We start from the raw sequence: 21,327 nt of genomic DNA, 5'->3' as shown, positions 1-21,327 counted from the left end.
GGCAACACTAGCCGCACGCCGATGATGTCCTCACTATTTCGAGATATGTGGAACGTTGAGGAGTTCACCGAGTCGGCCGGCATCACGGTCGAGGAGCTGTCCGCCTACGTGGCGGAGAGCCAGCGGGGCGAGGCCCCCGTGCTCAGGCGCACGCCGCCGCGCGAGCTGGCGGACCGGCTGGGCCTGCGTGAGCTGATCGTCAAGGGCGGCATGACCCCCGCGTCGTACCGCGGCTTCCTGCGCGCCTTCCTCGCCGAGAGCACGCGGCTGCACCACCCGGCGTTCCTGGCCCACCAGACCGCCTCCCCCGACTTCCCCGCCGCGCTGGCCGACCTCGTGCACGGCGCGATCAACAACCCGATGAACATCTACGAGATGGGCGCCTCGGCGGCCACGGTCGAGTTCGAGGTCCTGCGCTGGATGCTGGACAAGGTGGGCTTCCCGGCCGGCGGCGGCGTGCTGACGCACGGCGGCTCGCTGGCCAACCTGACGGCGATGCTGGCGGCCAGGGCGCGGGTGGCGCCGGAGGCGTGGGAGGAGGGCGTGCCGGGCGACCTGGTGATCCTGGCCTCGCCGTCGGCGCACTACTCGATCTCCCGCGCGGTCTCGATACTCGGGCTCGGGCAGCGCGCGGTGGTGCCGCTGGAGACGGACGAACTGGGCCGGATCGACCCGGCCAGACTGCCGGACGTCTCGGGCAAGCGGGTGATGGCGCTGGTCGCGGCGGCCTGCGCCACCGGCACCGGACTGTACGACGACCTGCGGGCGATCGGCGAGTGGTGCCGCGAGCGCGAGGTGTGGTTCCACGTCGACGGCGCGCACGGCGCCTCGGCGCTGCTGTCGGACCGGCACGCCCACCTGCTCGACGGCATCGGGCTGGCCGACTCGGTGATCTGGGACGCGCACAAGATGCTGCGTACCTCGGCCCTGTCGGCGGCGGTGCTGGTGCGCAGGGAGAGCGACCTGGACGCGGCCTTCAAGCAGGAGGCCAGCTACCTGTTCTACGGCGACCAGGGCTTCGACCAGATCGCCCGTACGGTCGAGTGCACCAAGGCCGAGCTGGGGCTGAAGGTGTTCATGAACCTGGCCTGGCGCGGCGAGCGCGGCCTCGGCGACTACGTGGCCTCCCGGTACGACACCGCCCACCGGTTCTGGGAGCTGGCCCGCGAACGCCCCGGGTTCACGGTGCCGTACGAGCCGGAGAGCAACATCGTGTGCTTCCGCCACGGCGACGGCGACCAGGTGGCGATCCGCGAACGGCTGATGCGCGACGGCACCTTCTACCTCACCTCGACCGAACTGGCCGGGGTCCGCCACCTGCGGATCACGGTGATGGCCCCTGCCACGGACGACGCCACGCTGACGGCGCTCCTGGACGAGATCGAGGCGGTCAGCGGGTGATCAGCCGGAGCGCGGCGGGGGCCGTGGCGGGGACCGCTGGGCTGCGCGGGGGGATCGGGGGCAGGGGCCGGTAGGCCGTGCCGAGCGGCGGGCGGGCGTCGGGCTCGCCCGCGTTCGGCCAGAGCGCCATGGCCCGCTCGGCCAGCGCGGTGATGGTCAGCGACGGGTTCACGCCCAGGTTGGCGGCGACCGAGGACCCGTCCACGACGTGCAGGCCCTCGTACCCGTAGAGCCGGTGGTACGGGTCGATCACGCCTTCCCCCGGCGAGGCGCCGATCGCGCAGCCGCCGAGGAAGTGCGCGGTCGCGGGGATGTCGAACAGGTCCAGCCACGACCCGCGCGGCTCGCCGCCGACCTCCTCGGCCCCGATCCGGACCGCCTCGTGGCCCGCCGGGATCCAGGTGGGGTTCGGCTCGCCGTGCCCCCGGGTGGACCGCAGCCCGAACCGGCCCCGCCGTACCGTGATCGAGTTGTCCTTGGCCTGCATGACCAGCGCGATCAGCGACCGCTCGGACCAGCCGCGCAGGTCGAGCAGCCCGAGCGCGCGCAGCGGACGGCGGGCGGCCTCGCGGGCGAACGCCTTCCACCGGTTCTGGCCGCCGTCGATCAGCAGCGTGCGCAGCAAACCCATCGCGTTGGAGCCGTCGCCGTAGCGGACCGGCTCGATGTGCGTCTCGGCGTCCGGGTGGAAGGACGAGGTGATCGCCACCCCGGCGTTGAGCTTCTCGCCGCCGCGCGACGGCCGCTCGAAGCCGAGCAGCGCCTCGGAGTTGGTACGGGTGAGCGTGCCCAGCCGGGGCGAGATCCGGGGCAGCGTGCCGTCGTCGCGCAGCCGGTGCAGCAGTCGTTGCGTGCCCCAGGCCCCGGCCGCGAAGATCACCTGCCGGGCGGTGAAGACCCGGCGCCGCCTGGCCGAGCCGGTCCGCCGGGCCAGCACCTCGTACCCGCCGGACGGCAGCGGGCGCACCGAGGTGACCGTGCACTCGGCGTAGATCCGGGCGCCGGCCCGCTCGGCCAGGTAGAGGTAGTTCTCGGTGAGCGTGTTCTTGGCGCCGTGGCGGCAGCCGGTCATGCACTCGCCGCACTGGACGCAGCCGCGCCGTTCGGGGCCCGCGCCGCCGAAGTACGGGTCGGCGCCGTCGGGCCCGAAGTAGACGCCGACGGGGGCCGGGCGGAACGTGGCGCCCACGCCCATCCGATCGGCGATCTTCAGCATGACCGCGTCGGCCGGGGTGTGCGCGGGGTTGGCCGTCACCCCGAGCATCCGCTTGGCCTGGTCGTAGTAGGGCGCCAGCTCGGCCTTCCAGTCGGTGATCGAGGCCCACTGCGGGTCGCGGTAGAACGGGTCGAGCGGCTCGTACAGCGTGTTGGCGTACACCAGCGACCCGCCGCCCACCCCGGCCCCGGCGAGCACCATCACGCCGGTGCCCTTCTCACCGCGGAGCAGGTGGATGCGCTGGATGCCCTTCATCCCCAGCCACGGCGCCCACAGGAAGTCGCGCAGCCGCCAGGAGGTCGCGGGCAGCGAGGACCGGTCGAAGCGCCGCCCCGCCTCCAGCACCGCGACCCGGTAGCCCTTCTCGGCCAGCCGGAGCGCCGAGACGCCGCCGCCGAACCCGGAACCGATGACGACGACGTCGAACCCGCTCACTTGACCCTCAGCCACTTCATCACCTTGAGCGTGGTGGTCAGCACGTCCGCCCACGTCTCCTGGGCCAGGTCGAACGGCGGCTCGATGCGCAGCCAGGACGCCTGGGCGGCCACGGTCTGCGACTCGGTGTAGCGCAGCAGGCCCTCCGCGCCGTGCCTGCGGCCCAGGCCGGACGCCTTCATGCCGCCCATCGGGGCGTCGTAGGAGGCGTACGCGGCGCCGTACCCCTCGTTGATGTTGACCGTGCCGGCCTTGATCCGGGCGGCCAGCGCGCGGCCGCGGGAGGTGTCGGAGGTCCAGATGGAGGCGTTCAGGCCGTAGGCCGTGTCGTTGGCCAGCTCGACCGCCTCGTCGTCGGAGGCGAACGGATAGAGCGACACCACCGGGCCGAACGTCTCGTCGCGGCAGAGCTCCATGTCGTCGGTGACGCCGATCAGCACGGTCGGCTCGTAGAACAGCGGCCCGAGGTCCGGCCTGGCCTTCCCGCCGGCGAGCACGGTCGCGCCGCGGGCCACGGCGTCGTCCACGTGCCGGGTGACGGTCTCCAGCTGGTGGCGGTGGGTCAGCGAGCCCATCTGGACCGACCAGTCGCGGCCGGGGGCGAGCTTCATGTTGCGCACCTGACGGGCGAAGCGGTCGGCGAACGCCTCGAACAGCGACGTGTGCACGTACAGCCGCTCGATCGAGAGGCACAGCTGGCCGGCGTTGGCGAAGCAGGCGCGGATCGCGCCCTGCACGGCCAGGTCCAGGTCGGCGTCGTCGAGCACCAGCATCGGGTTCTTGCCGCCGAGCTCCAGCGAGCAGCCGACGAGCCGCTTGGCCGCCTCCTCGGCGATCTTCCTGCCGGTGCGGGTGGAGCCGGTGAAGGCCACGTAGTCGGCGCCGTCGAGCAGCGCCTCGCCGATCTCGTCCGGCTCGCCGGGCACGACCTGCCAGAGGTCGCGCGGCATGCCGAGCTCCACCAGCAGGTCGACGGCCCACCGGGTGGACAGCGTGGTCTGGGTGTCGGGCTTGTGCACCACCGCGTTGCCGGCCAGCAGCGCGGGCACGGCGTCGGTGACGCCCAGCGACAGCGGGTAGTTCCACGGCGAGATGAGCGCGACCACGCCCTTGGGCCGGCGCAGCTCGCTCACCCGGGTGGCGATCGGGAACACGCCCTTGCGCCCCTGCGGGGCGAGCAGTCCGGGCGCCCGGCGGGCGTAGTAGAGCACGCAGCCCGCGACGTCGAGCACCTCCTCGAAGGCGTGCGAACGGGCCTTGCCCGTCTCGTCCTGGAGCAGGTCGAGGATCTCCTCGCGCCGGTCCAGGATCACGTCGTGCAGCCGCAGGAACGGCTTCACCCGCTCCTGCACGGGCCTGGCCGCCCACTCCTCCTGCGCCGCCCGCGCTCTGCGGTACGCCTCGCGCACATCTTCCGCGCCGGCCAGGGGGAGTTCGGCGAGGGGTTCGCCGGTGAACGGAGCGATGATCTGCCGGGTCCTGCCGGTGGTGACGTGCATGCCAGAAGGATATTCGGGTTGGCTACCGACCGGTAGTTATCGGCAGCGGACATCGGCGCACCGCGGAGAGCCGATCTTCACCCTTGAACCGGCCGCCGGGCTGATCCGTTGTGAGGGCATGAAGACGCTCACCCGGCCGATCGCGGCTGCCGCCGCGCTCGTGGCGGCGCTCGCCGCCTGCACCTCGGCACCTCCTGACAAGGCGCCCAGCACCCCGCTCGGGCAAGTCCGCCTGGTCTCCTACAGCGACTGCGACGAGCTGCTGGCCGGGTTGCGCGAGAAGGCGGCCGCGAACGTGGGCCCGTGGGGCTTCGGCGGCCCGCAGATCATGTACATGGAGGACGCGACGGCGGCCAGGGACAGCACGGCCAAGGCGACCCCCGACCACTCCACCACGAACGTGCACGAGGCCGGCGTGGACGAGCCCGACCTGGTCAAGACCGACGGCGACCGCGTCTTCACGGTCAGCGGCGGGGTCCTCCGGGTCATCGACACCGCCACCAGGAAGGTCACCGGCTCGCTCGACCTGAAGGGCGACGACGGCGGCTACTCCCCCGCCGACCTGCTCGTCTCCGGTGACCGGGCGCTGGTGCTGCTCCAGGGCGGCGGCATGGCCGCCACCCGGATCGCCGACGGGTTCGCGCCGCCGGGCCAGACCCGGTACGTGCTCGTCGACCTCGCGGGCGAGCCGAAGGTGATCGGCGCGATCAAGCCGGAGGGCGCCCATGTGGACGCTCGCATGGTCGGCTCCACGGTCCGGCTCGTCACCCGCGGCCAGCCGGACATCGCCTTCCCCGAGGCCAAGGAGAACGTCGGCGAGGCCGAGCGCAAGGCCATGAACCAGGCCGTGGTCCGCGGCGCCCCGCTGACCGCCTGGCTGCCCGAGATCGAGATCACCGACGCGTCGGGCGCCGTCAGGAAGGCCACGGTGCCGTGCGAGCGGGTCAGCCACCCGGCCGAATACACCGGCACCTCGATGCTCACCCTGCACACGCTCGACCTGGCCCAGGGCGTCACCGCCGCCGGGTCGGACCCGATCGCGCTGGCCGCCGACGGCGACATCGTCTACGGCACCGGCCAGAGCCTGTACGTGGCGAGCAACCCGCGCTGGTGGTGGCCGATCCAGCCGGTGGACGTCGAGCAGGCCCCGGCGACCGAGCCCTCACCGGACGAGCCCACCCCCGGGGGGCCGCCTCCCGAGGAGACCGAGGTGCACCGGTTCGACATCTCGGGGGCAGGCGCGCCCTCGTACGCGGCCTCCGGCAAGGTGCCGGGGCGGCTGCTGAACCAGTACTCGCTGTCGGAGCACGACGGCCACCTGCGCGTCGCCACCACGCTCGGCTCCGCCGACGGCAGGAGCAGTTCCAGCAGCGTGCACGTGCTCGACGCCGCCGGCATGAAGACCGTCGGCCAGGTCGGCGGGCTGGGCAAGGGCGAGCGGATCTACTCGGTCCGGTTCATCGGCCCGGTCGGCTACGTCGTCACGTTCCGCCAGGTGGACCCGCTCTACACGCTGGACCTGCGCGACCCGGCCACCCCGAAGGTCACCGGCGAGCTGAAGATCACCGGCTACTCGGCGTACCTGCACCCGGCGGGCGACGGGCGGCTGATCGGCGTCGGGCAGGAGGCCAGCACGGAGGGCCGGACGCTCGGCACGCAGATCTCCCTGTTCGACGTCGCCGACCCGGCGAACCCGCGCAGGCTGTCGCAGCTGTTCCAGAAGGACTCCGGCTCCGAGGCCGAGTGGGACCCGCACGCGTTCCTCTACTGGCCGAAGACCGGCACCGCGGTCATCCCCCTCAGCAGCCACGCCGACGGCACGTTCGAGACCGGCGCGACCGTACTGAAGATCACCGACTCCGAGGTGACCAGGACGGGCACGATCCAGCACCCGAGCCGCACCGAGCAGGGCCTCGCCTACCAGCCCGGCATCCAGCGCTCGATGGTGATCGGCGACGCGATCTGGACGTTCTCGTACGAGGGCGCGCAGGTCAACGACCTGGCCACGCTCGCGAAGCAGGCGTGGATCCCGCTCACCTCATGACGAGGGCTCGACCGGCACGATCTCGGGGGCGCCGAGCCTGATGGCGTCGGCCTCCTGGTCGGTGTCCTGCTCCTGTGACAGGCGCTCGGCCTCGATGCGCTTGGTGTAGTACTCGACCTCGCGCTTGACCTGCTCGTCGTCCCAGCCCAGCGGGCCGGCGAGCAGTTCGGCCGCCTCCTGGGCGACGGCCGTGCCGCGGTGGAAGGTCTCGATGGAGATGTGCGTGCGCCTGGTCAGCACGTCGTTCAGGTGGCGGGCGCCCTCGTGGGTGGCGGCGTAGACGATCTCGGCCCGCAGGTAGTCGTCGGCCCCGTGCAGCGGCTTGCCCAGCGACGGGTCGGCCTCGATCAGCGCCAGCACCTCGTCGATCATCGAGCCGTACCGCTGCAGCAGGTGCTCGATCCTGGCCACGTGCAGGCCGGAGTCGTACGCGATCCGGTGACGCGAGTTCCACAGCGCCTGGTAGCCCTCCGCCCCGGCCAGCGCGATGCGGTCGGTGCACGAGGGCGGCACCCGCTGGTCGAGCCCGTGGGCGACGGCGTCGACGGCGTCCTTGGCCATCACCCGGTAGGTGGTGTACTTGCCGCCCGCGACCATCACCAGGCCCGGCACCGGGTGCGCGACCACGTGCTCGCGCGACAGCTTGGACGTCTGGTCCGACTCGCCGGACAGCAGCGGCCGCAGCCCCGCGTAGACGCCCTCCACGTCGTCCCTGGTCAACGGCACCGACAGCACCTCGTTGACGTGGTCGAGCAGGTAGTCGATGTCGGCACGGGACGCGGCGGGGTGCGCCTTGGTCAGGGTCCACTCGGTGTCGGTGGTGCCGATGATCCAGTGGCGGCCCCACGGGATGACGAACAGCACGGACTTCTCCGTACGGAGGATGAGCCCGGTGCGCGAGTGGATGCGGTCGCGCGGCACCAGCAGGTGGATGCCCTTGGAGGCGCGCACGTGGATCTGGCCGCGCCCGCCGACGAGCTCCTGGATGTCGTCGGTCCAGACGCCGGTGGCGTTGACCACCTGCTGCGCGCGCACGTCCAGCTCGTCGCCGGACTCCAGGTCGCGCACCCGCACGCCGGTCACCCGCTCCCCCTCGCGCAGGAACCCGACCGCCTGGGCGCGCGGCGCCACGTGGGCGCCGTAGGTGGCGGCGGTGCGCAGCAGCGTCATCACGTAGCGGGCGTCGTCGACCTGCGCGTCCCAGTACTGGACGGCGCCGGTGAAGGCGGACTTCCGCAGCGCCGGGGCCAGCCGCAGCGCCCGCTTCCTGGACAGGTGGCGGTGCCCCGGCACGCCCCTGGTGAGCCCGGAGGCGAAGCCGAGCGTGTCGTAGAGCATCACGCCCGCTCCCACGTACGGGCGCTCCCACCCGAAGTGGGTCAGCGGAAACAGGAAGGGCACCGGCCGGACCAGGTGCGGGGCGATGCGCTGCAGCAGCAGCGCCCGTTCCTGCAACGCCTCGCGGACCAGGTCGAAGTTGAGCTGTTCGAGATAGCGCAGGCCCCCGTGGATCAGCTTGGACGAGCGCGAGGAGGTGCCCGACGCGAAGTCGCGGGCCTCGACGAGCCCGACCTCCAGCCCTCGCGTGGCGGCGTCGAGCGCGATGCCCGCGCCGACCACCCCGCCGCCGACCACGACCACGTCCAGCTCGCGCGACGCCATCGCCGCCAGCGCCGCCCCCCGCTCGACGGGCCCGAGCCGGGCCACGCACTTACCCGCGGCCATCCGCATTCCCCCTGCGTTGTGAGACTTGGGTCCATACCTACCCGTTATGCGCGAATCACCTTCACGCCCGCCTCGGCGAAGCGGGCGGCGTCGGCTTCGGGCAACCGCTGATCGGTGACGAGGGTGTCGATCTCCTCGATGGGGCAGATACGGGAAAATGCCCGCTTCCCCAGCTTCGAGGAGTCCGCCACCACGACGACCTGCGCCGCCCGGCTGATGAGCAGGTGGTTGACGCTCGCCTCGCCCTCGTGGTGCGCCGAGGCGCCCAGCTCCACGTCGAGCGCGTCGACGCCGAGGAAGGCTATGTCGAGCGTCACCTCCTCCAGCACGCCCGAGGCCAGCGGCCCTATCAGCTCGTACGACTGCGGCCTGGCCACCCCGCCGGTCACCACGATCTTCACGTGCTGCCGGACCACCAGCTCGGCGGCGATGTTGAGCGCGTTGGTGACGATCGTGAAGCCCGACTCCAGCGTCGCCTGCGTGGCCAGCGCGCGGGCCAGCTCGGAGGTGGTGGTGCCGCCGTTGAGCCCGACCACGGCGCCGGGCCGCACCAGCTCGGCGGCGGCGGCCGCGATGCGGTGCTTCTCGTCGGCGTGCCGGGCGGTCTTGTAGCGCAGCGGCAGGTCGTAGCTGACGCTCTGGGCGACCGCGCCTCCCCGCGTGCGCATGAGCATCTGCTGCTGGGCGAGCTGGTCGAAGTCGCGGCGGATGGTCGCGGTGGAGACGTCGAGCGCGCGGGCCGCGTCTTCGACGGAGAGCCTGCCTTCTTGCGCGAGCAGCTCGAGGATCGCGTTCCACCGGTCGTATCGGGACACGATCACCTTCCTTCGGAGATCCGTCAAGGGGGCAAGCGTGGCATACCCTCGCATCGGTAGCCACTAGTGCCCAATTTTGCACTTTTATGCTATAAAAAATGCAGAAACAAGCATTACGGAGGTAGCGGTGACCACCCATACCGAAGCCGAGATCGCTTCCCAGCCCGACTGCTGGCGCCGAGCGGTCGCCGGCGTCCCCGCCGGCGCGCTGCCCCGCCCGGGAGAGCGGGTCGCCGTCGTCGGCTGCGGCACCTCCTGGTTCATCGCGATGGCGTACGCGGCCCTGCGGGAACGCGCCGGGCAGGGCGAGACCGACGCGTTCGCCGCCTCCGAGGCGCCCACCGGGCGGCGCTACGACCGGGTGCTGGCGCTGAGCCGCTCCGGCACCACCACCGAGGTGCTCGACCTGCTGTCCAGGCTCGACACCGCGTCCACGGCCATCACCGCCGACCCGGAGTCGCCGATCATGCGGGCCGCCGGGCAGGTGATCGTGCTCGACCACGCCGACGAGCGCTCGGTCGTGCAGACCCGGTTCGCCACCACCCAGCTCGCCCTGCTCCGCGCCAGCCTCGGCGAGGACCTGGAGCCCGTCATCGCCGACGCCGAGCGGGCCCTGGCAGAGCCGCTGCCCGACGAGCTGATCACCGCCGAGCAGGTCACCTTCCTCGGCTCGGGCTGGTCCGTCGGGCTGGCGCAGGAGGCCGCACTGAAGATGCGCGAGGCGTCCCGCTCGTGGACCGAGGCCTACCCGGCGATGGAGTACCGCCACGGCCCGATCAGCATCGCCGGCCCCGGCCGCGTCACCTGGATGCTCGGCACCGCCCCCGAGGGCCTGCGCGCGCAGGTGGAGGCGACCGGCGGCACGTTCACCGAGAGCGACCTGGACCCGATGGCCGAGCTGGTCCGCGCCCAGCGGGTGTCGGTGGCCAGGGCGTTCGCCCGCGGGCTCAACCCCGACGAGCCCCTCCACCTCACCCGATCTGTGATCCTTTCTCCATGAGCCTTACTCTCGCCGACGCCCGCATCGTGACCCCCGACGCAGTTCACGAGGGGTGGCTGACCATCGAGGACGGCCGCATCACACATGTCGGCCACGGATCCGCCCCCCGTCCCGGCCACAGCCTGGGCGGGCGGCACGTCGTGCCCGGCTTCGTCGACATGCACAACCACGGCGGGGCGGGCGGGTCCTTCCCCACCGGCGAGCAGGACAAGGCGCGCGACGCGGTGGCCCTGCACGCGCGCCACGGCACCACCACGACGGTGGCCAGCCTGGTCACCGACACCCCCGAGCGCCTGGCCGCGGCCGCCGCGTCGCTGGCCGAGCTCTGCGACGAGGGCCTGCTGGCCGGCATCCACTTCGAGGGCCCGTACATCGCCAGGGCGCGCTGCGGCGCGCACGACCCCGAGCTGCTGCGCGAGCCGTCCCCGGCGGAGTTCGCCGCGCTGGTCAAGGCCGGGCGCGGGCACGTGCGGATGCTGACGATCGCGGCCGAGCTGCCGGGCGCGCTCGACACGATCCGGATGGCCGTCGCCGAAGGCGTGGTCGCCGCGCTCGGCCACAGCGCTGCCGACTACGAGCGGACGCTGGCCGGCATCGAGGCGGGCGCCACCGTGGCCACCCACCTCTACAACGCGATGCCGCAGCTCGGTCACCGCGACCCCGGCCCGATCGCGGCGCTGCTGCAGGACGAGCGGGTCACGGTCGAGCTGATCAACGACGGCGTGCACGTGCACCCGGCCATGCTCCGCCTGGCCTGCGCGGTGGCCGGGGCCGACCGGGTGGCGATGATCACCGACTCGATCTCGGCGACCGGGCTGAGCGACGGCGAGTACCTCCTCGGCCCGATGCGGGTGCGGGTGGTCGACGGCGTGGCCCGGCTGACCGAGGGCGGCTCCATCGCGGGCTCCACGCTCACCATGGACACCGCCTTCCGCCGGGCCGTCCGCGAGCTGGGCCTCTCGCTGCCGGAGGTGTCGCGCATGACGGCGCTGACCCCCGCCCGCGTGCTCGGCCTGTCCGGCCGGACCGGCTCGATCGCCGTCGGCAAGGACGCCGACCTGGTGGTGCTCGGCGACGACCTGGAGGTGGCGGGCGTGATGAAGCGCGGCGCCTGGATCGCGGAGCCCTGATGATCCTCACCGTGACGCTCAACGCCGCACTCGACGTCACCTACGAGACGCCACAGGTCTCCTGGGACGGGGTGAACCGCGTCGCCGCGGTCCACCGGCGCGCGGGCGGCAAGGGCGTCAACGTGGCCCGCGTCCTGGCCGCCCTGGGCCAGGACGTGCTGGTCACCGGCCTGGCCGGCGGCCCCACCGGCCGGGCCGTCGAGCGTGACCTGGACTCCGCGGGCCTGGCGCACGCTCTGGTGCCCGTCGCGGGCGAGACCCGCACCACGCTCGTCGTCGCCGAGCCCGCCGCGCACACGCTCTTCAACGAGCCGGGGCCGACAGTGGGTGAGGACGAGTTCGCCGACTTCCTGCGCACGTACGAGGCGCTGCTGCGCGAGGCGCGGGCCGTCGTGCTGTCGGGCAGCCTGCCGCGGGGGCTTCCCGCGACCACGTACGCCACGCTGGCCGCCTTCGCCCGTGACCGGGGGGTGCCCGCGATCGTCGACGCCGACGGCGAGCCGCTCCGCCACGCGCCCGACGGCCGCCCCGCGATCATCAAGCCGAACGCCGAGGAGCTGGCCAGGGCCGTCCCGCACGGCAGCCCGGAGGAGGGCGCCGAGGCCCTGCGCGACCGCGGCGCCGGGGCGGTGATCGTGTCGCTGGGCGCGTCGGGGGCGCTGGCGGTCACGGCCGACGGCACGTTCCGCGCCCGCATGCCGTACGCGGTCGACGGCAACCCCACCGGGGCCGGCGACGCGCTGGTGGCCGGGCTGGCGCTCGGCCTGGTCGCCCCGGGGCCGTGGCCCGAGCTGCTGCGCCGGGCGGCCGCGCTGGGCGCCGCCGCGGTGGCCGCGCCGGTCGCCGGCGCCTTCGACCCGGGCGTGTACGAGGCCGTCCACCCGCTGATCGAGATCGTCTGAAGGAGCCCCGTCATGCCCCTCACCGGAATCGGCGACGTCATCCGCCAGTCCCCCGCCGGGGTGGGCGCGTTCAACGTCATCCAGCTGGAGCACGCCACCGCCATCGTGGCCGGGGCCGAGGCCCTGGGCGTGCCCGTGGTGCTGCAGATCAGCGAGAACTGCGTGCGCTACCACGGCGCGCTGGAGCCCGTCGCGCTCGCCGCGCTCGCCGTCGCCCGCGCGGCCTCGGTGCCCGTCGCCGTACACCTGGACCACGCCACCGACCGCGCGCTGGTCGAGGAGGCGGTGGCGCTCGGGCTCGGCTCGGTGATGTTCGACGCCTCCGCGCTTCCCGACGAGGAGAACGTGGCCGCCACCGCCGAGGTGACCGCCTGGTGCCGCGCGCGCGGCGTCTGGGTGGAGGCCGAGCTGGGCGAGGTCGGCGGCAAGGACGGCGTGCACGCCCCCGGCGCCCGCACCAAACCGCACGAGGCTGCGGACTACGTGGCCAGGACCGGCGTGGACGCGCTGGCCGTGGCCGTGGGCACCTCCCACGCGATGACCACCAAGGACGCCGTGCTGGACCTGGCGCTCATCGCCGAGCTGCGGGCCGCGCTGCCGGTCCCGCTGGTCCTGCACGGCTCCTCGGGGGTGCCCGACGACACCCTGCGCGAGGCCGTACGGAACGGCATGAAGAAGATCAACATCGCGACCCACCTCAACAAGGCGTTCACCGGCGCCGTCCGCGACCACCTCACCCGCGACGCGGCGGTCGTCGACCCCCGCAAGTACGTGAAGTCCGGCCGGGACGCCGTCACCCGCGAGGTCACCCACCTCCTGTCCGTCCTCACGTCGTCCTGACCGCCCGGGGCGCCTGGCTGTCAGGCGTACTCCGGTGCCATCACCGCCGCCATCCGCAGGTGCGGACCGGCCTCCTCCGCGTGGCCCTGGCGCTGGAGGGTGCGGCCGAGCAGGTGGCGCGCGTACGCGTCGTCCGGCGTGGCCGCGACCAGCCGCTCCAGCACCGCGCGGGCACGGCCGAGCTGCGCCGACAGGTAGTAGCAGCGCCCGGCGAGCATGAGCACGTTGCGGTCGTCGCCGTGCGCGTCCAGCAGCGGCCTGAGCAGCGCCAGCGCGCCGAGCGGGTCACGCTGGTCGAGCAGCGACTCCGCGTGGCGGTAGCGCTCGACCTCCTCGGGCAGCCGGCGCGCGGGCCGCGCCGCGAGCACGAACTCCCTGATCACCTCCGCCGGCTGGGCCCCGGCCAGCGCCTCGGACCCGGCGACGATGGTCGGCGAGGTCCTGACGCCCATGGCCTTGCCCTTGAGCAGCAGCTCCCGTACGAGCTCGTCGCCCGCGCCGGCGTCGAGCAGCGCGCCCCCGCCGGCGAAGCCCGCGTCGGCGGCGAGCCGGTGGAGGGTCGCGCGGTCGCTGATGTCGAGCCGGTCGAGGAAGTGGGCCTTCATCACCCGCTCGGCCACCGCGTCCTGCAGGGCGGGACCGCCGTGCTCCAGGGCGAGGGCGATCAGCCGGTGGGCGTCGTGGCTGTCGGCCCGCCAGGCGGGACCCCACGTCCAGCCGAAGCCTTCCTCGGCGGCGACGAGGGCGACGCGCACCCGGTTCTCGCCGGGGGTGAGATCGGGCGCGCACCGGCGCAGGGCGGCGTCGACCGTCGGGTCGGCCATGGCCTCCTCGTGCGGGACCGCCTGCGCGGGCGCCATCGGGTCGATGCGGAACGGCCGCCACACGACCTCGGCGTCCAGCCCTTCGAGCGCCCTCTCCACTCGCCGCTTGCCGATGTAGGCCCAGCCGCAGACCACGTCGGCCCAGATCTCGATTCGCATGCCGACAATCTATGCGACAACTGTTGATTAAGCAACATTTGTCGTATAGTGACCATCGTGAACCCCGACGATCCACGCGCCCGGCGCACCCGGGCGAGCCTGCGCGCCGCCGTCCTCGACCTCGCCACCGAGCGCGACCTGGGCGCCATCACGATCTCCGCCGTCGCCAAGCGGGCCGGGGTCAACCGGGCCACGTTCTACCTGCACTACCCGGACGTCGACGCGCTGGCCGCCGACGCCATGGAGGAGGCGGTCGCCGAGGTGGCCAGGGCCGCCGCCCTCTGCCCGCTGGACGCCCCGCGCGACCGCGCGCCCGATCCCCTGACCACGCTCTTCGCGCACATCGACGGCAACGCCGAGCTGTACGCGTGCATGCTCGGCACCCAGGGCAGCCCGCGCTTCTGCGCCCGGCTCAGAGAGCGGCTCACCGCCGAGCTGGAGACCCGCTTCGCCGCCGGCGCCCGCCCCGCCGGCTTCGCGGACGTGCCGCCCGGCACGCACGCCGCCTACCTCGCCGGCGCGCTGACCGGCGTGATCGCCCACTGGGTGATCGACTCACGGGACACGCCGTCGGCCGACGTCGCGCTCGCCTTCTGGCGCCTCTTCCGCCCGGCTGGTAAGTGATCTCCATGCACAGAAGCCGCGTCTACGCCCTCCTCATCGACACCCCGGCGGCCGAGGCCGAGCGGGCCACCGCCTTCTGGTCGGCCGCCCTCGGCGTCCCCGCCCGGCCGCTGCCCGGTTACGAGCAGTTCACCAGCTTCCCCGGCGCCGTCTCCGGACTCGACCTCGCCGTCCAGTCCGTCGACGACGCCCCGCGCTACCACCTGGACATCGAGACCGACGACGTCGACGCGGAGACGGCCCGGCTGGTGGCCCTCGGCGCCACCGAGGTCTCCCGCTGGCAGGAATGCCGGATCCTGCGCGCTCCCGGCGGCCACCTGCTCTGCGTCCTGCCGGCGGAGAGCGACCGCTTCGACGCCGAAGCCACCACCTGGCCCTGACTTGTCTCGCACAACCAGATGGTTGTGCAAATGAGTGGTTGTGGTTAGGGTCGGCGTGTGACCGTAGCTGAAGACGAGCTGTCCCTGGTGTTCTCGGCGCTCGCCGACCCGACCAGGCGCGCGATCCTGGAGCGCCTGGCCGAGGGCGACGCGACCGTGAGCCAGCTCACCGAGCCGTTCGCGATGACCCAGCAGGCCGTCTCGAAACACCTGAAGGTGCTCGAACGCGCCCGCCTGATCACCCGCACCCGCACCGCCCAGTCGCGGCCGTGCGCTCTCGACACCGAGCGGCTCGACGCCGCCGCCGGCTGGATCGCCCGCCACCGCGAGGTCTGGGCCGACCGCCACGACCGGCTGGAGCGGCACCTGGCCGCCCTGCGCGACCGGGACGGGGAGACGCCATGACCGAGACCGGCGAGATGACCTACCGGCGCGTCCACCGCGCGTCGCCGGAGCTGCTGTTCGACTGCATGACCACGCCCGAGCACCTCACCTGCTTCTGGGGTCCGGCCGGCACCACCACCCCGCTCGACGGCATCGTGGTCGACCTGCGGCCGGGCGGCACCTTCGAGACCACGATGGTCGGCGACGACGGCGGCACCTACACGATGAAGGCCACCTACGCCGAAGTGCGCCGCCCCGAGCGGCTGGTGTGGATCGAGCCGGGCGTCGAGGGCGGCATGAAGACCACGATCACCTTCCGCGACCTGGGCGACGGCCGCACCGAGGTGGTCACCCACCAGACCAACGTGCCGGCCGCCTACCTCAGCGCCGAAGCGCGGGCGGGCTTCGCCACCAGCCTGGACCGCTTCGACGCCTATCTGGCCGGCCTGAACCGGGAGGACACCTGATCATGCCGACACTCACCTCACCCGACGGCACCGTGATCGGATACGAGCGCTCCGGCGACGGCCCCGCGCTCGTCCTGGTCGACGGCGCCATGTGCCACCGCACCGCGGGCCCGATGCGGCCGCTCGCCGCCCTGCTGAGCTCGTCGTTCACCGTCCACGCGTACGACCGGCGCGGGCGCGGCGAGAGCACCGACACCCCGCCGTACGCGCCCGAACGCGAGATCGAGGACCTGCGGGCGCTCATCGCCGAGGCCGGCGGCGAGGCGTACGTCTACGGCATCTCCTCAGGCGCCGCCCTCGCCCTGAGAGCCGCGGCGACCGGCCCCGGCATCACCAGGCTCGCCCTGTACGAGCCGCCGTACATCGACGAACCCGGCAACGGGGCGTACACCGCCCGCCTGCGCGAGCTGCTCGCCGCCGGGATGAGAGGCGAGGCCGTCGCGCTGTTCATGGCCCACGTCGGGATGCCCGCCCAGGCCATCGACGGCATGCGCGGCCAGCCGATGTGGGCGGCGCTGGAGGCGATCGCGCCCACTCTCGCGTACGACGACGAACTGCTCGGCGGCGGCCGGGTGCCGCACGACCTGGCGTCGGCGATCACCATCCCCGCCCTGGTCCTGTCCGGCGGCGCCAGCCCGAACGGGCTCCAGGGCGCCGCCGAGGCCACCGCGGACGCCATCCCCGCGGCCGAGCACCGATCCCTCGACGGCCAGACCCACGACGTCCAGCCGGACGCCCTCGCCCCGGTGCTGGCCGCCTTCTTCGCCTAAGCAACCTATGTTGACTAAATTCCGATTAGTCAACTAATGTTGCTTGCATGCCCGTGAGTGAGATCCCCCCTCCCCAGGAGCCCGGCGACGCGCTGGCGGCCGTGGTGGCGCTGCGGCGCCTGGCCGACCAGCTGGAGGACGCCGCCGTCGAGGAGGCGATGCGGGCGGGCTGGAGCTGGCCGCAGGTCGCCGAGGCACTCGGTGTGACGCGTCAGGCGGTCCACCGCAAGCACGCCAAGCGACTCATCGCCGCGGGCGTCAAGCTGAGGAGGCGTTCACCGTGAGACCGTTCGACGCGTACCTGCACGCGATCCTCACCGAGGGAGAGGCCGAGGCCCGGCGGGACAGATCGGCGACGATCGAGGCGCAGCACCTCCTGCTGGCCGTCGCGGCCCAGGAGGACACCGCGCCGCAGCGCGTCCTCGCCGAGGCCGGGCTCCGTCACCAGGCCGTCCGCGTCGCGCTCGACCGCGAGTTCGAGCACAGCCTGAGCGCCGTCGGCGTGTCCGCCGCCTTCGGCCTCCCCCGGTCGAGCGTCCTACCCGGCCGCCGGCCCGCCATGGGCGCCACGGGCAGGCTCGCCCTGGAGCGGAGCTTCGCGTCCGCGGCACGCAAGAAGGACCTGCGACCGGCACACGTGCTGGTCGGGATCCTGCACGCCGAGGTGGGCACGGTCCCGCGCGCCCTCGCCCTGGCCGGCGTCGACCGCGCCGCCCTGCTGGCCCGAGCCCTGGAGCTGATCAGCGAATGAACGCGGGAATCCAGCACGTCCTCGACCGGGCGGTGGCCGACGGCGGGGTGCCCGGGATCGTCGCCGACGTACGCGACGCCGACCGGTCGTGGTTCGGCACGGCGGGCGTGGCCGACCTGACGACCCGCCGGGCGCGACGGCCGGGCGAGCACTTCAGGATCGGCAGCCTCACCAAGGCGTTCACCGCGACGGTGGTCCTGCGGCTGGTGGCCGAGGGCGGGCTGACGCTGGACGACACGGTGGCGACATGGCTGCCCGGCCTGACCGAGGAGCAGCTCGGCGCCGACGGCACGACGATCACCGTCAGGCGGTTGCTCAACCACACCAGCGGCCTGCCGGACGTCATCCCGGGCCTGGAGACGCCGCCCCTGGAGGAGCCGGGCGGCTTCCGCTACTCGAAGGTCAACTACAACCTCGCCGGGATGGTCGTCGAACGGGTGACGGGCTCGACGCTCGCCGAGGAGATCGCGCGGCACGTCACCCGGCCGCTCGGCCTGACCGGCACGTACCTCCCCGGGGACGACCAGACACTCCGCGAGCCGCACGCGCGGCACTACGCGAAGCAGCCCGACGCGGAGATCCACGACGTGACCGCGACGGACCTGAGCTGGGCCTGGGCCGCCGGCGGCATGGTCTCGACGACCGCTGACCTGCACGCGTTCCTGCACGCGCTGCTGCGCGACCGGCTGCTCCCGCCCGGCCTGCGGCGGGAGATGTTCACCACGGTCTCCACCGAGGGGACGGGGTGGGTCCCGCACACCCGTTACGGCCTGGGCGTCTACTCCCAGCGGCTCTCCTGCGGCGTCACGGTCTGGGGAGGGGGCGGAGCCGTGCCGGGCTCGTGGAGCTACGCCATGGCCGACCCAGACAGCTCGCGCGCGGTGGTCGCCAACGCGAACGGCGACTGGGGCGACCTGATGGCCACCTTCGGCGATCTCCTGGACGCCCGGTTCCGCATGGCCGGAACCGGGCCCTGACCGCCGGCGGGGTCAGCTCTGGACGGGCGAGACCACGACCTCCACCCGCTGGAACTCCTTGATGTCGGAGTAACCCGTGGAAGCCATCGTCCGCTTCAGCGCGCCCATGAGGTTCATCGACCCGTCGGCCACGCTCGAAGGACCGTGCAGGATCTGCGCCAGGGAGCCCACGGTGCCGAACTCGACCCGGCGCCCGCGCGGCAGGTCGGGGTGGTGGGCCTCGGAGCCCCAGTGGAAGCCGCGCCCCGGCGCCTCGGCGGCCCTGGCCAGCGGCGAGCCCACCATGACGGCGTCGGCCCCGCAGGCGATGGCCTTGGCGATGTCGCCGGAGGTGCCCATGCCGCCGTCGGCTATGACGTGCACGTAGCGGCCGCCGGACTCGTCCATGTAGTCGCGCCGGGCCGCCGCCACGTCGGAGATCGCGGTCGCCATCGGCACCGCGACGCCCAGCACGTTGCGGGTGGTGTGGGAGGCGCCGCCGCCGAAGCCGACCAGCACGCCGGCCGCGCCGGTGCGCATCAGGTGGAGGGCGGCGGTGTGGGTGGCGCAGCCGCCGACGATGACCGGCACGTCGAGCTCGTAGATGAACTGCTTGAGGTTCAGCGGCTCGGCCCGGCCGGAGACGTGCTCGGCGGAGACCGTGGTGCCGCGGATGACGAAGATGTCGACGCCGGCGTCGATGACCGCCTTGTGGTACTGCACGACCCGCTGCGGCGACAGCCGGACGGCGGTGGTGACGCCCGCGGCCCTGATCTCCTCGATGCGCCGCCCGATCAGGTCCTCCTGGATCGGGGCCGTGTAGATCTCCTGAAGGCGCTTGGTGGCCGCCTCGGCGCTGAGGGAGGCGCACTCCTCCAGCAGCGGGGTCGGGTCCTCGTAGCGGGTCCAGAGACCTTCGAGGTCGAGCGGGGCCAGCCCGCCGTGCCGGCCGATCTCGATCGCGGTGGCCGGCGAGACCACGCTGTCCATCGGGGCGACGACGACGGGCAGCTCGAACCGGTACGCGTCGATCTGCCAGGCGATCGAGACCTCTTCCGGGTCGCGGGTGCGCCGCGACGGCACGAGGCCGATCTCGTCGAGCGAGTAGGCCCGGCGGCCCGACTTGCCCCGGCCGATCTCCACCTGCTGAGTCATGGATTACCTTCTGTGATAGTTAGGAGCTTCCACGGTCATCTGGATGTCGTGGGGATGGCTCTCCTTGAGACCCGCCGCGGTGATGGGCATCAGCTCGCAGTCGGTGTGCATCTGCTCGATGGTGCGGCAGCCCGCGTACCACATGCCCTGGCGCAGCCCGCCGACGAGCTGGTGGGCGACGGCGGCGGCCGGCCCGCGGTAGGGCACCTGGCCCTCGATGCCCTCGGGGATGTACTTGTCCTCGCCGCCGACCTCGGCCTGCGCGTAGCGGTCCTTGCTGAAGGAGGTGCCGCCCCGCTCGCGGTTGCGCACCGCGCCGAGCGAGCCCATGCCGCGGTAGGACTTGAACTGCTTGCCGTTGATGAAGATCAGCTCGCCCGGCGACTCCTCGCACCCGGCCAGCAGCGAGCCGAGCATGACCGAGTGGGCGCCGGCGGCGATGGCCTTGGCGATGTCGCCGGAGTATTGCAGCCCGCCGTCGCCGATGACCGGCACGCCCGCCGGCGCGCAGGCCAGTGACGCCTGGTGGATGGCGGTGATCTGGGGCGCGCCCACGCCGGCGACCACCCGGGTGGTGCAGATGGAGCCGGGGCCCACGCCCACCTTGACGGCGTCGGCGCCCGCGTCGACCAGCATCTGGGCGCCGGCCCTGGTGGCGATGTTGCCGCCGATGACGTCGACCTTGGCGTTGGCCTTGATCTTGCCGATCATGTCGGCCAGGCCTTTGGAGTGGCCGTGGGCGACGTCGACCACGATGACGTCGACGCCGGCCTCGATCAGCGCCCTGGCCCGGGTCTCGGCGTCGCCGCCGACGCCCACGGCGGCGCCGACGACGAGCCGGCCGTCGGCGTCCTTGGTGGCCAGGGGGTACTGCTCGCTCTTGGTGAAGTCCTTGACCGTGATCAGGCCGCGCAGCCTGCCGTCGGGGTCGACCAGGGGCAGCTTCTCGATCTTGTTACGCCGCAGGAGGGCGAACGCGTCGTCGCGCGAGACCCCGACCGGGGCGGTGACCAGCGGCATCTTCGTCATGACGTCGCGTACGGGACGCGTGTGGTCGGTCTCGAAGCGCATGTCGCGGTTGGTCACGATGCCGACGAGGATGCCCGACGGGTCGGTGACCGGCACGCCGGAGATGCGGTAGGTGGCGCACAGCCGCTCGACCTCGGCCAGCGTGTCGTCGGGGCTGCACGTCACGGGGTTGGTGACCATGCCGGCCTCGGACCGTTTGACCAGGTCGGCCTGCTGGGCCTGCTCCTCGATCGACAGGTTGCGGTGGAGGATGCCGATGCCGCCCTGGCGGGCCATGGCGACGGCCATGCGGGCCTCGGTCACGGTGTCCATCGCGGCGGAGACCAGCGGGATGTTGAGCGTGATGCCGCGCGAGAGCCGGGTGACCGTCTCGGCCTCGCCCGGCTGGAGATCCGAGTAGGCCGGCACGAGCAGCACGTCGTCGAACGTCAGACCCGTCTCCGTGAACTTGGACATGCCGCGGCCCCTCCCTGCCTCGCCTGATGACGCCAAGTCTAGAGGGTGTGCGCAAAACGTATGGATGCCGGGAGGACGAGGACCCCCACGGTTCGTCGTGCTCCCGGCATCGAAAGAGCCGGGGGGCGGAACGATCTCCCGTCCGCCCCCCGGCCACCGGCATCCGGGCCGGGAGCGCGCCGTGGCCACCGAACCCCCCTCCGCGTCCTGATGGCCTGCGTCGCTCCGGCCGCCTGGGCTGCCGACGCTCTGTTAAGCCTGGGTCACTCTTCGGCATGCCGCAACGTGAAAACGTGCAATTGCACGAAGTTGCACCCCTCCGGCCCAACCTGCGGACAACCGCCGGATGCCGGGTTATCCTCAGG

General features: G+C 72.9%; 21 protein-coding genes. 14 read left to right on the top strand and 7 right to left on the bottom strand.

Features of this window, described 5'->3' with window-relative positions:
• Positions 1-45 precede the first annotated feature (45 nt).
• Entirely contained in the window at positions 46-1,401 is a 1,356-nt protein-coding gene (locus KME79_RS16320; RefSeq protein ID WP_219545135.1) for a pyridoxal phosphate-dependent decarboxylase family protein, read from the top strand.
• Here the strand turns inward: KME79_RS16320 and KME79_RS16315 are convergent.
• Positions 1,391-3,067 carry an FAD-dependent oxidoreductase gene (locus KME79_RS16315; RefSeq protein ID WP_308248932.1) on the bottom strand — a complete coding sequence of 559 codons (1,677 nt, stop codon included), beginning with the start codon at positions 3,065-3,067 and terminating at the stop codon, positions 1,391-1,393. The two genes, KME79_RS16320 and KME79_RS16315, sit on opposite strands and share 11 nt — an antisense overlap.
• Entirely contained in the window at positions 3,049-4,551 is a 1,503-nt protein-coding gene (locus tag KME79_RS16310) for a succinic semialdehyde dehydrogenase (protein ID WP_219545134.1), read from the bottom strand. Before KME79_RS16310 ends, KME79_RS16315 begins: the two co-directional genes overlap by 19 nt.
• 118 nt (positions 4,552-4,669) lie before the next feature.
• On the opposite strand from KME79_RS16310, the gene KME79_RS16305 reads away from it, so the two are divergent.
• A complete protein-coding gene (locus tag KME79_RS16305) occupies positions 4,670-6,595 on the top strand; it encodes a beta-propeller domain-containing protein (RefSeq protein ID WP_219545133.1) in 1,926 nt (641 codons plus the stop codon).
• Here the strand turns inward: KME79_RS16305 and KME79_RS16300 are convergent.
• Together KME79_RS16300 and KME79_RS16295 are read right to left on the bottom strand one after the other, a co-directional pair.
• The gene (locus KME79_RS16300) at positions 6,590-8,320 is read right to left on the bottom strand and encodes a glycerol-3-phosphate dehydrogenase/oxidase (protein ID WP_219545132.1); all 1,731 of its coding nucleotides are present in this window, start codon (positions 8,318-8,320) and stop codon (positions 6,590-6,592) included. The genes KME79_RS16305 and KME79_RS16300 overlap by 6 nt on opposite strands.
• Positions 8,321-8,364: 44 nt before the next feature.
• The gene (locus tag KME79_RS16295; protein ID WP_219545131.1) at positions 8,365-9,135 is read right to left on the bottom strand and encodes a DeoR/GlpR family DNA-binding transcription regulator; all 771 of its coding nucleotides are present in this window, start codon (positions 9,133-9,135) and stop codon (positions 8,365-8,367) included.
• Between the two features lie 127 nt (positions 9,136-9,262).
• Here KME79_RS16295 and KME79_RS16290 point away from each other — a divergent pair, with 127 nt between their 5' ends.
• From KME79_RS16290 to KME79_RS16275, 4 genes are read left to right on the top strand one after another with little or no spacing between them, the layout of a single operon-like run.
• Positions 9,263-10,135: an SIS domain-containing protein gene (locus KME79_RS16290; protein WP_219545130.1), complete on the top strand. Its 873-nt coding sequence runs from the start codon at positions 9,263-9,265 to the stop codon at positions 10,133-10,135.
• Positions 10,132-11,265, top strand: coding sequence for an N-acetylglucosamine-6-phosphate deacetylase (gene nagA, locus KME79_RS16285; protein WP_148036843.1), 1,134 nt, complete (start codon positions 10,132-10,134; stop codon positions 11,263-11,265). The genes KME79_RS16290 and nagA overlap by 4 nt, the downstream gene beginning before the upstream one ends.
• Entirely contained in the window at positions 11,265-12,167 is a 903-nt protein-coding gene (locus KME79_RS16280; protein WP_219545129.1) for a 1-phosphofructokinase family hexose kinase, read from the top strand. The genes nagA and KME79_RS16280 overlap by 1 nt, the downstream gene beginning before the upstream one ends.
• A 12-nt stretch (positions 12,168-12,179) precedes the next feature.
• Complete coding sequence (locus KME79_RS16275; protein WP_219545128.1) at positions 12,180-13,007, top strand: class II fructose-bisphosphate aldolase; 828 nt, start codon at positions 12,180-12,182, stop codon at positions 13,005-13,007.
• Positions 13,008-13,027: 20 nt separating this feature from the next.
• On the opposite strand, the gene KME79_RS16270 is transcribed toward KME79_RS16275, so the two are convergent.
• Positions 13,028-13,990: a DsbA family oxidoreductase gene (locus KME79_RS16270; RefSeq protein ID WP_219545127.1), complete on the bottom strand. Its 963-nt coding sequence runs from the start codon at positions 13,988-13,990 to the stop codon at positions 13,028-13,030.
• A gap of 57 nt (positions 13,991-14,047) precedes the next feature.
• Here KME79_RS16270 and KME79_RS16265 point away from each other — a divergent pair, with 57 nt between their 5' ends.
• The 8 genes from KME79_RS16265 to KME79_RS16230 are packed head-to-tail and all read left to right on the top strand — an operon-like array spanning position 14,048 to position 18,343.
• The gene (locus KME79_RS16265; RefSeq protein WP_219545126.1) at positions 14,048-14,614 is read left to right on the top strand and encodes a TetR/AcrR family transcriptional regulator; all 567 of its coding nucleotides are present in this window, start codon (positions 14,048-14,050) and stop codon (positions 14,612-14,614) included.
• Between the two features lie 5 nt (positions 14,615-14,619).
• On the top strand, positions 14,620-14,994 hold the full coding sequence (locus tag KME79_RS16260; RefSeq protein ID WP_219545125.1) for a VOC family protein: 375 nt from the start codon (positions 14,620-14,622) through the stop codon (positions 14,992-14,994).
• Positions 14,995-15,051: 57 nt separating this feature from the next.
• Positions 15,052-15,399 (top strand): ArsR/SmtB family transcription factor, encoded by a 348-nt coding sequence (locus tag KME79_RS16255; protein WP_219545124.1) that lies wholly within the window; start codon positions 15,052-15,054, stop codon positions 15,397-15,399.
• The gene (locus KME79_RS16250; RefSeq protein WP_219545123.1) at positions 15,396-15,845 is read left to right on the top strand and encodes an SRPBCC family protein; all 450 of its coding nucleotides are present in this window, start codon (positions 15,396-15,398) and stop codon (positions 15,843-15,845) included. The genes KME79_RS16255 and KME79_RS16250 overlap by 4 nt, the downstream gene beginning before the upstream one ends.
• 2 nt (positions 15,846-15,847) lie before the next feature.
• Positions 15,848-16,615 carry an alpha/beta fold hydrolase gene (locus KME79_RS16245; protein ID WP_219545122.1) on the top strand — a complete coding sequence of 256 codons (768 nt, stop codon included), beginning with the start codon at positions 15,848-15,850 and terminating at the stop codon, positions 16,613-16,615.
• 47 nt (positions 16,616-16,662) lie between these two features.
• Complete coding sequence (locus KME79_RS16240) at positions 16,663-16,899, top strand: hypothetical protein (RefSeq protein ID WP_148036834.1); 237 nt, start codon at positions 16,663-16,665, stop codon at positions 16,897-16,899.
• Entirely contained in the window at positions 16,896-17,366 is a 471-nt protein-coding gene (locus KME79_RS16235) for a Clp protease N-terminal domain-containing protein (protein WP_219545121.1), read from the top strand. The genes KME79_RS16240 and KME79_RS16235 overlap by 4 nt, the downstream gene beginning before the upstream one ends.
• Complete coding sequence (locus KME79_RS16230) at positions 17,363-18,343, top strand: serine hydrolase domain-containing protein (RefSeq protein ID WP_219545120.1); 981 nt, start codon at positions 17,363-17,365, stop codon at positions 18,341-18,343. The genes KME79_RS16235 and KME79_RS16230 overlap by 4 nt, the downstream gene beginning before the upstream one ends.
• A gap of 12 nt (positions 18,344-18,355) precedes the next feature.
• On the opposite strand, the gene KME79_RS16225 is transcribed toward KME79_RS16230, so the two are convergent.
• Both KME79_RS16225 and guaB read right to left on the bottom strand, forming a co-directional pair.
• Positions 18,356-19,465 (bottom strand): GuaB3 family IMP dehydrogenase-related protein, encoded by a 1,110-nt coding sequence (locus KME79_RS16225; RefSeq protein WP_219545200.1) that lies wholly within the window; start codon positions 19,463-19,465, stop codon positions 18,356-18,358.
• 15 nt (positions 19,466-19,480) lie between these two features.
• Positions 19,481-20,962, bottom strand: a complete 1,482-nt coding sequence (gene guaB, locus KME79_RS16220) for an IMP dehydrogenase (protein ID WP_219545119.1) — start codon at positions 20,960-20,962, stop codon at positions 19,481-19,483.
• Between the last annotated feature and the right edge of the window lie 365 nt (positions 20,963-21,327).

Source organism: Nonomuraea harbinensis, assembly GCF_019396385.1.
In the GTDB taxonomy this organism is placed as follows: Bacteria; Actinomycetota; Actinomycetes; order Streptosporangiales; family Streptosporangiaceae; genus Nonomuraea; species Nonomuraea ferruginea.
Note: the sequence above shows the minus strand (reverse complement) of the source record. Positions and strands in the feature narration are given on the sequence as shown.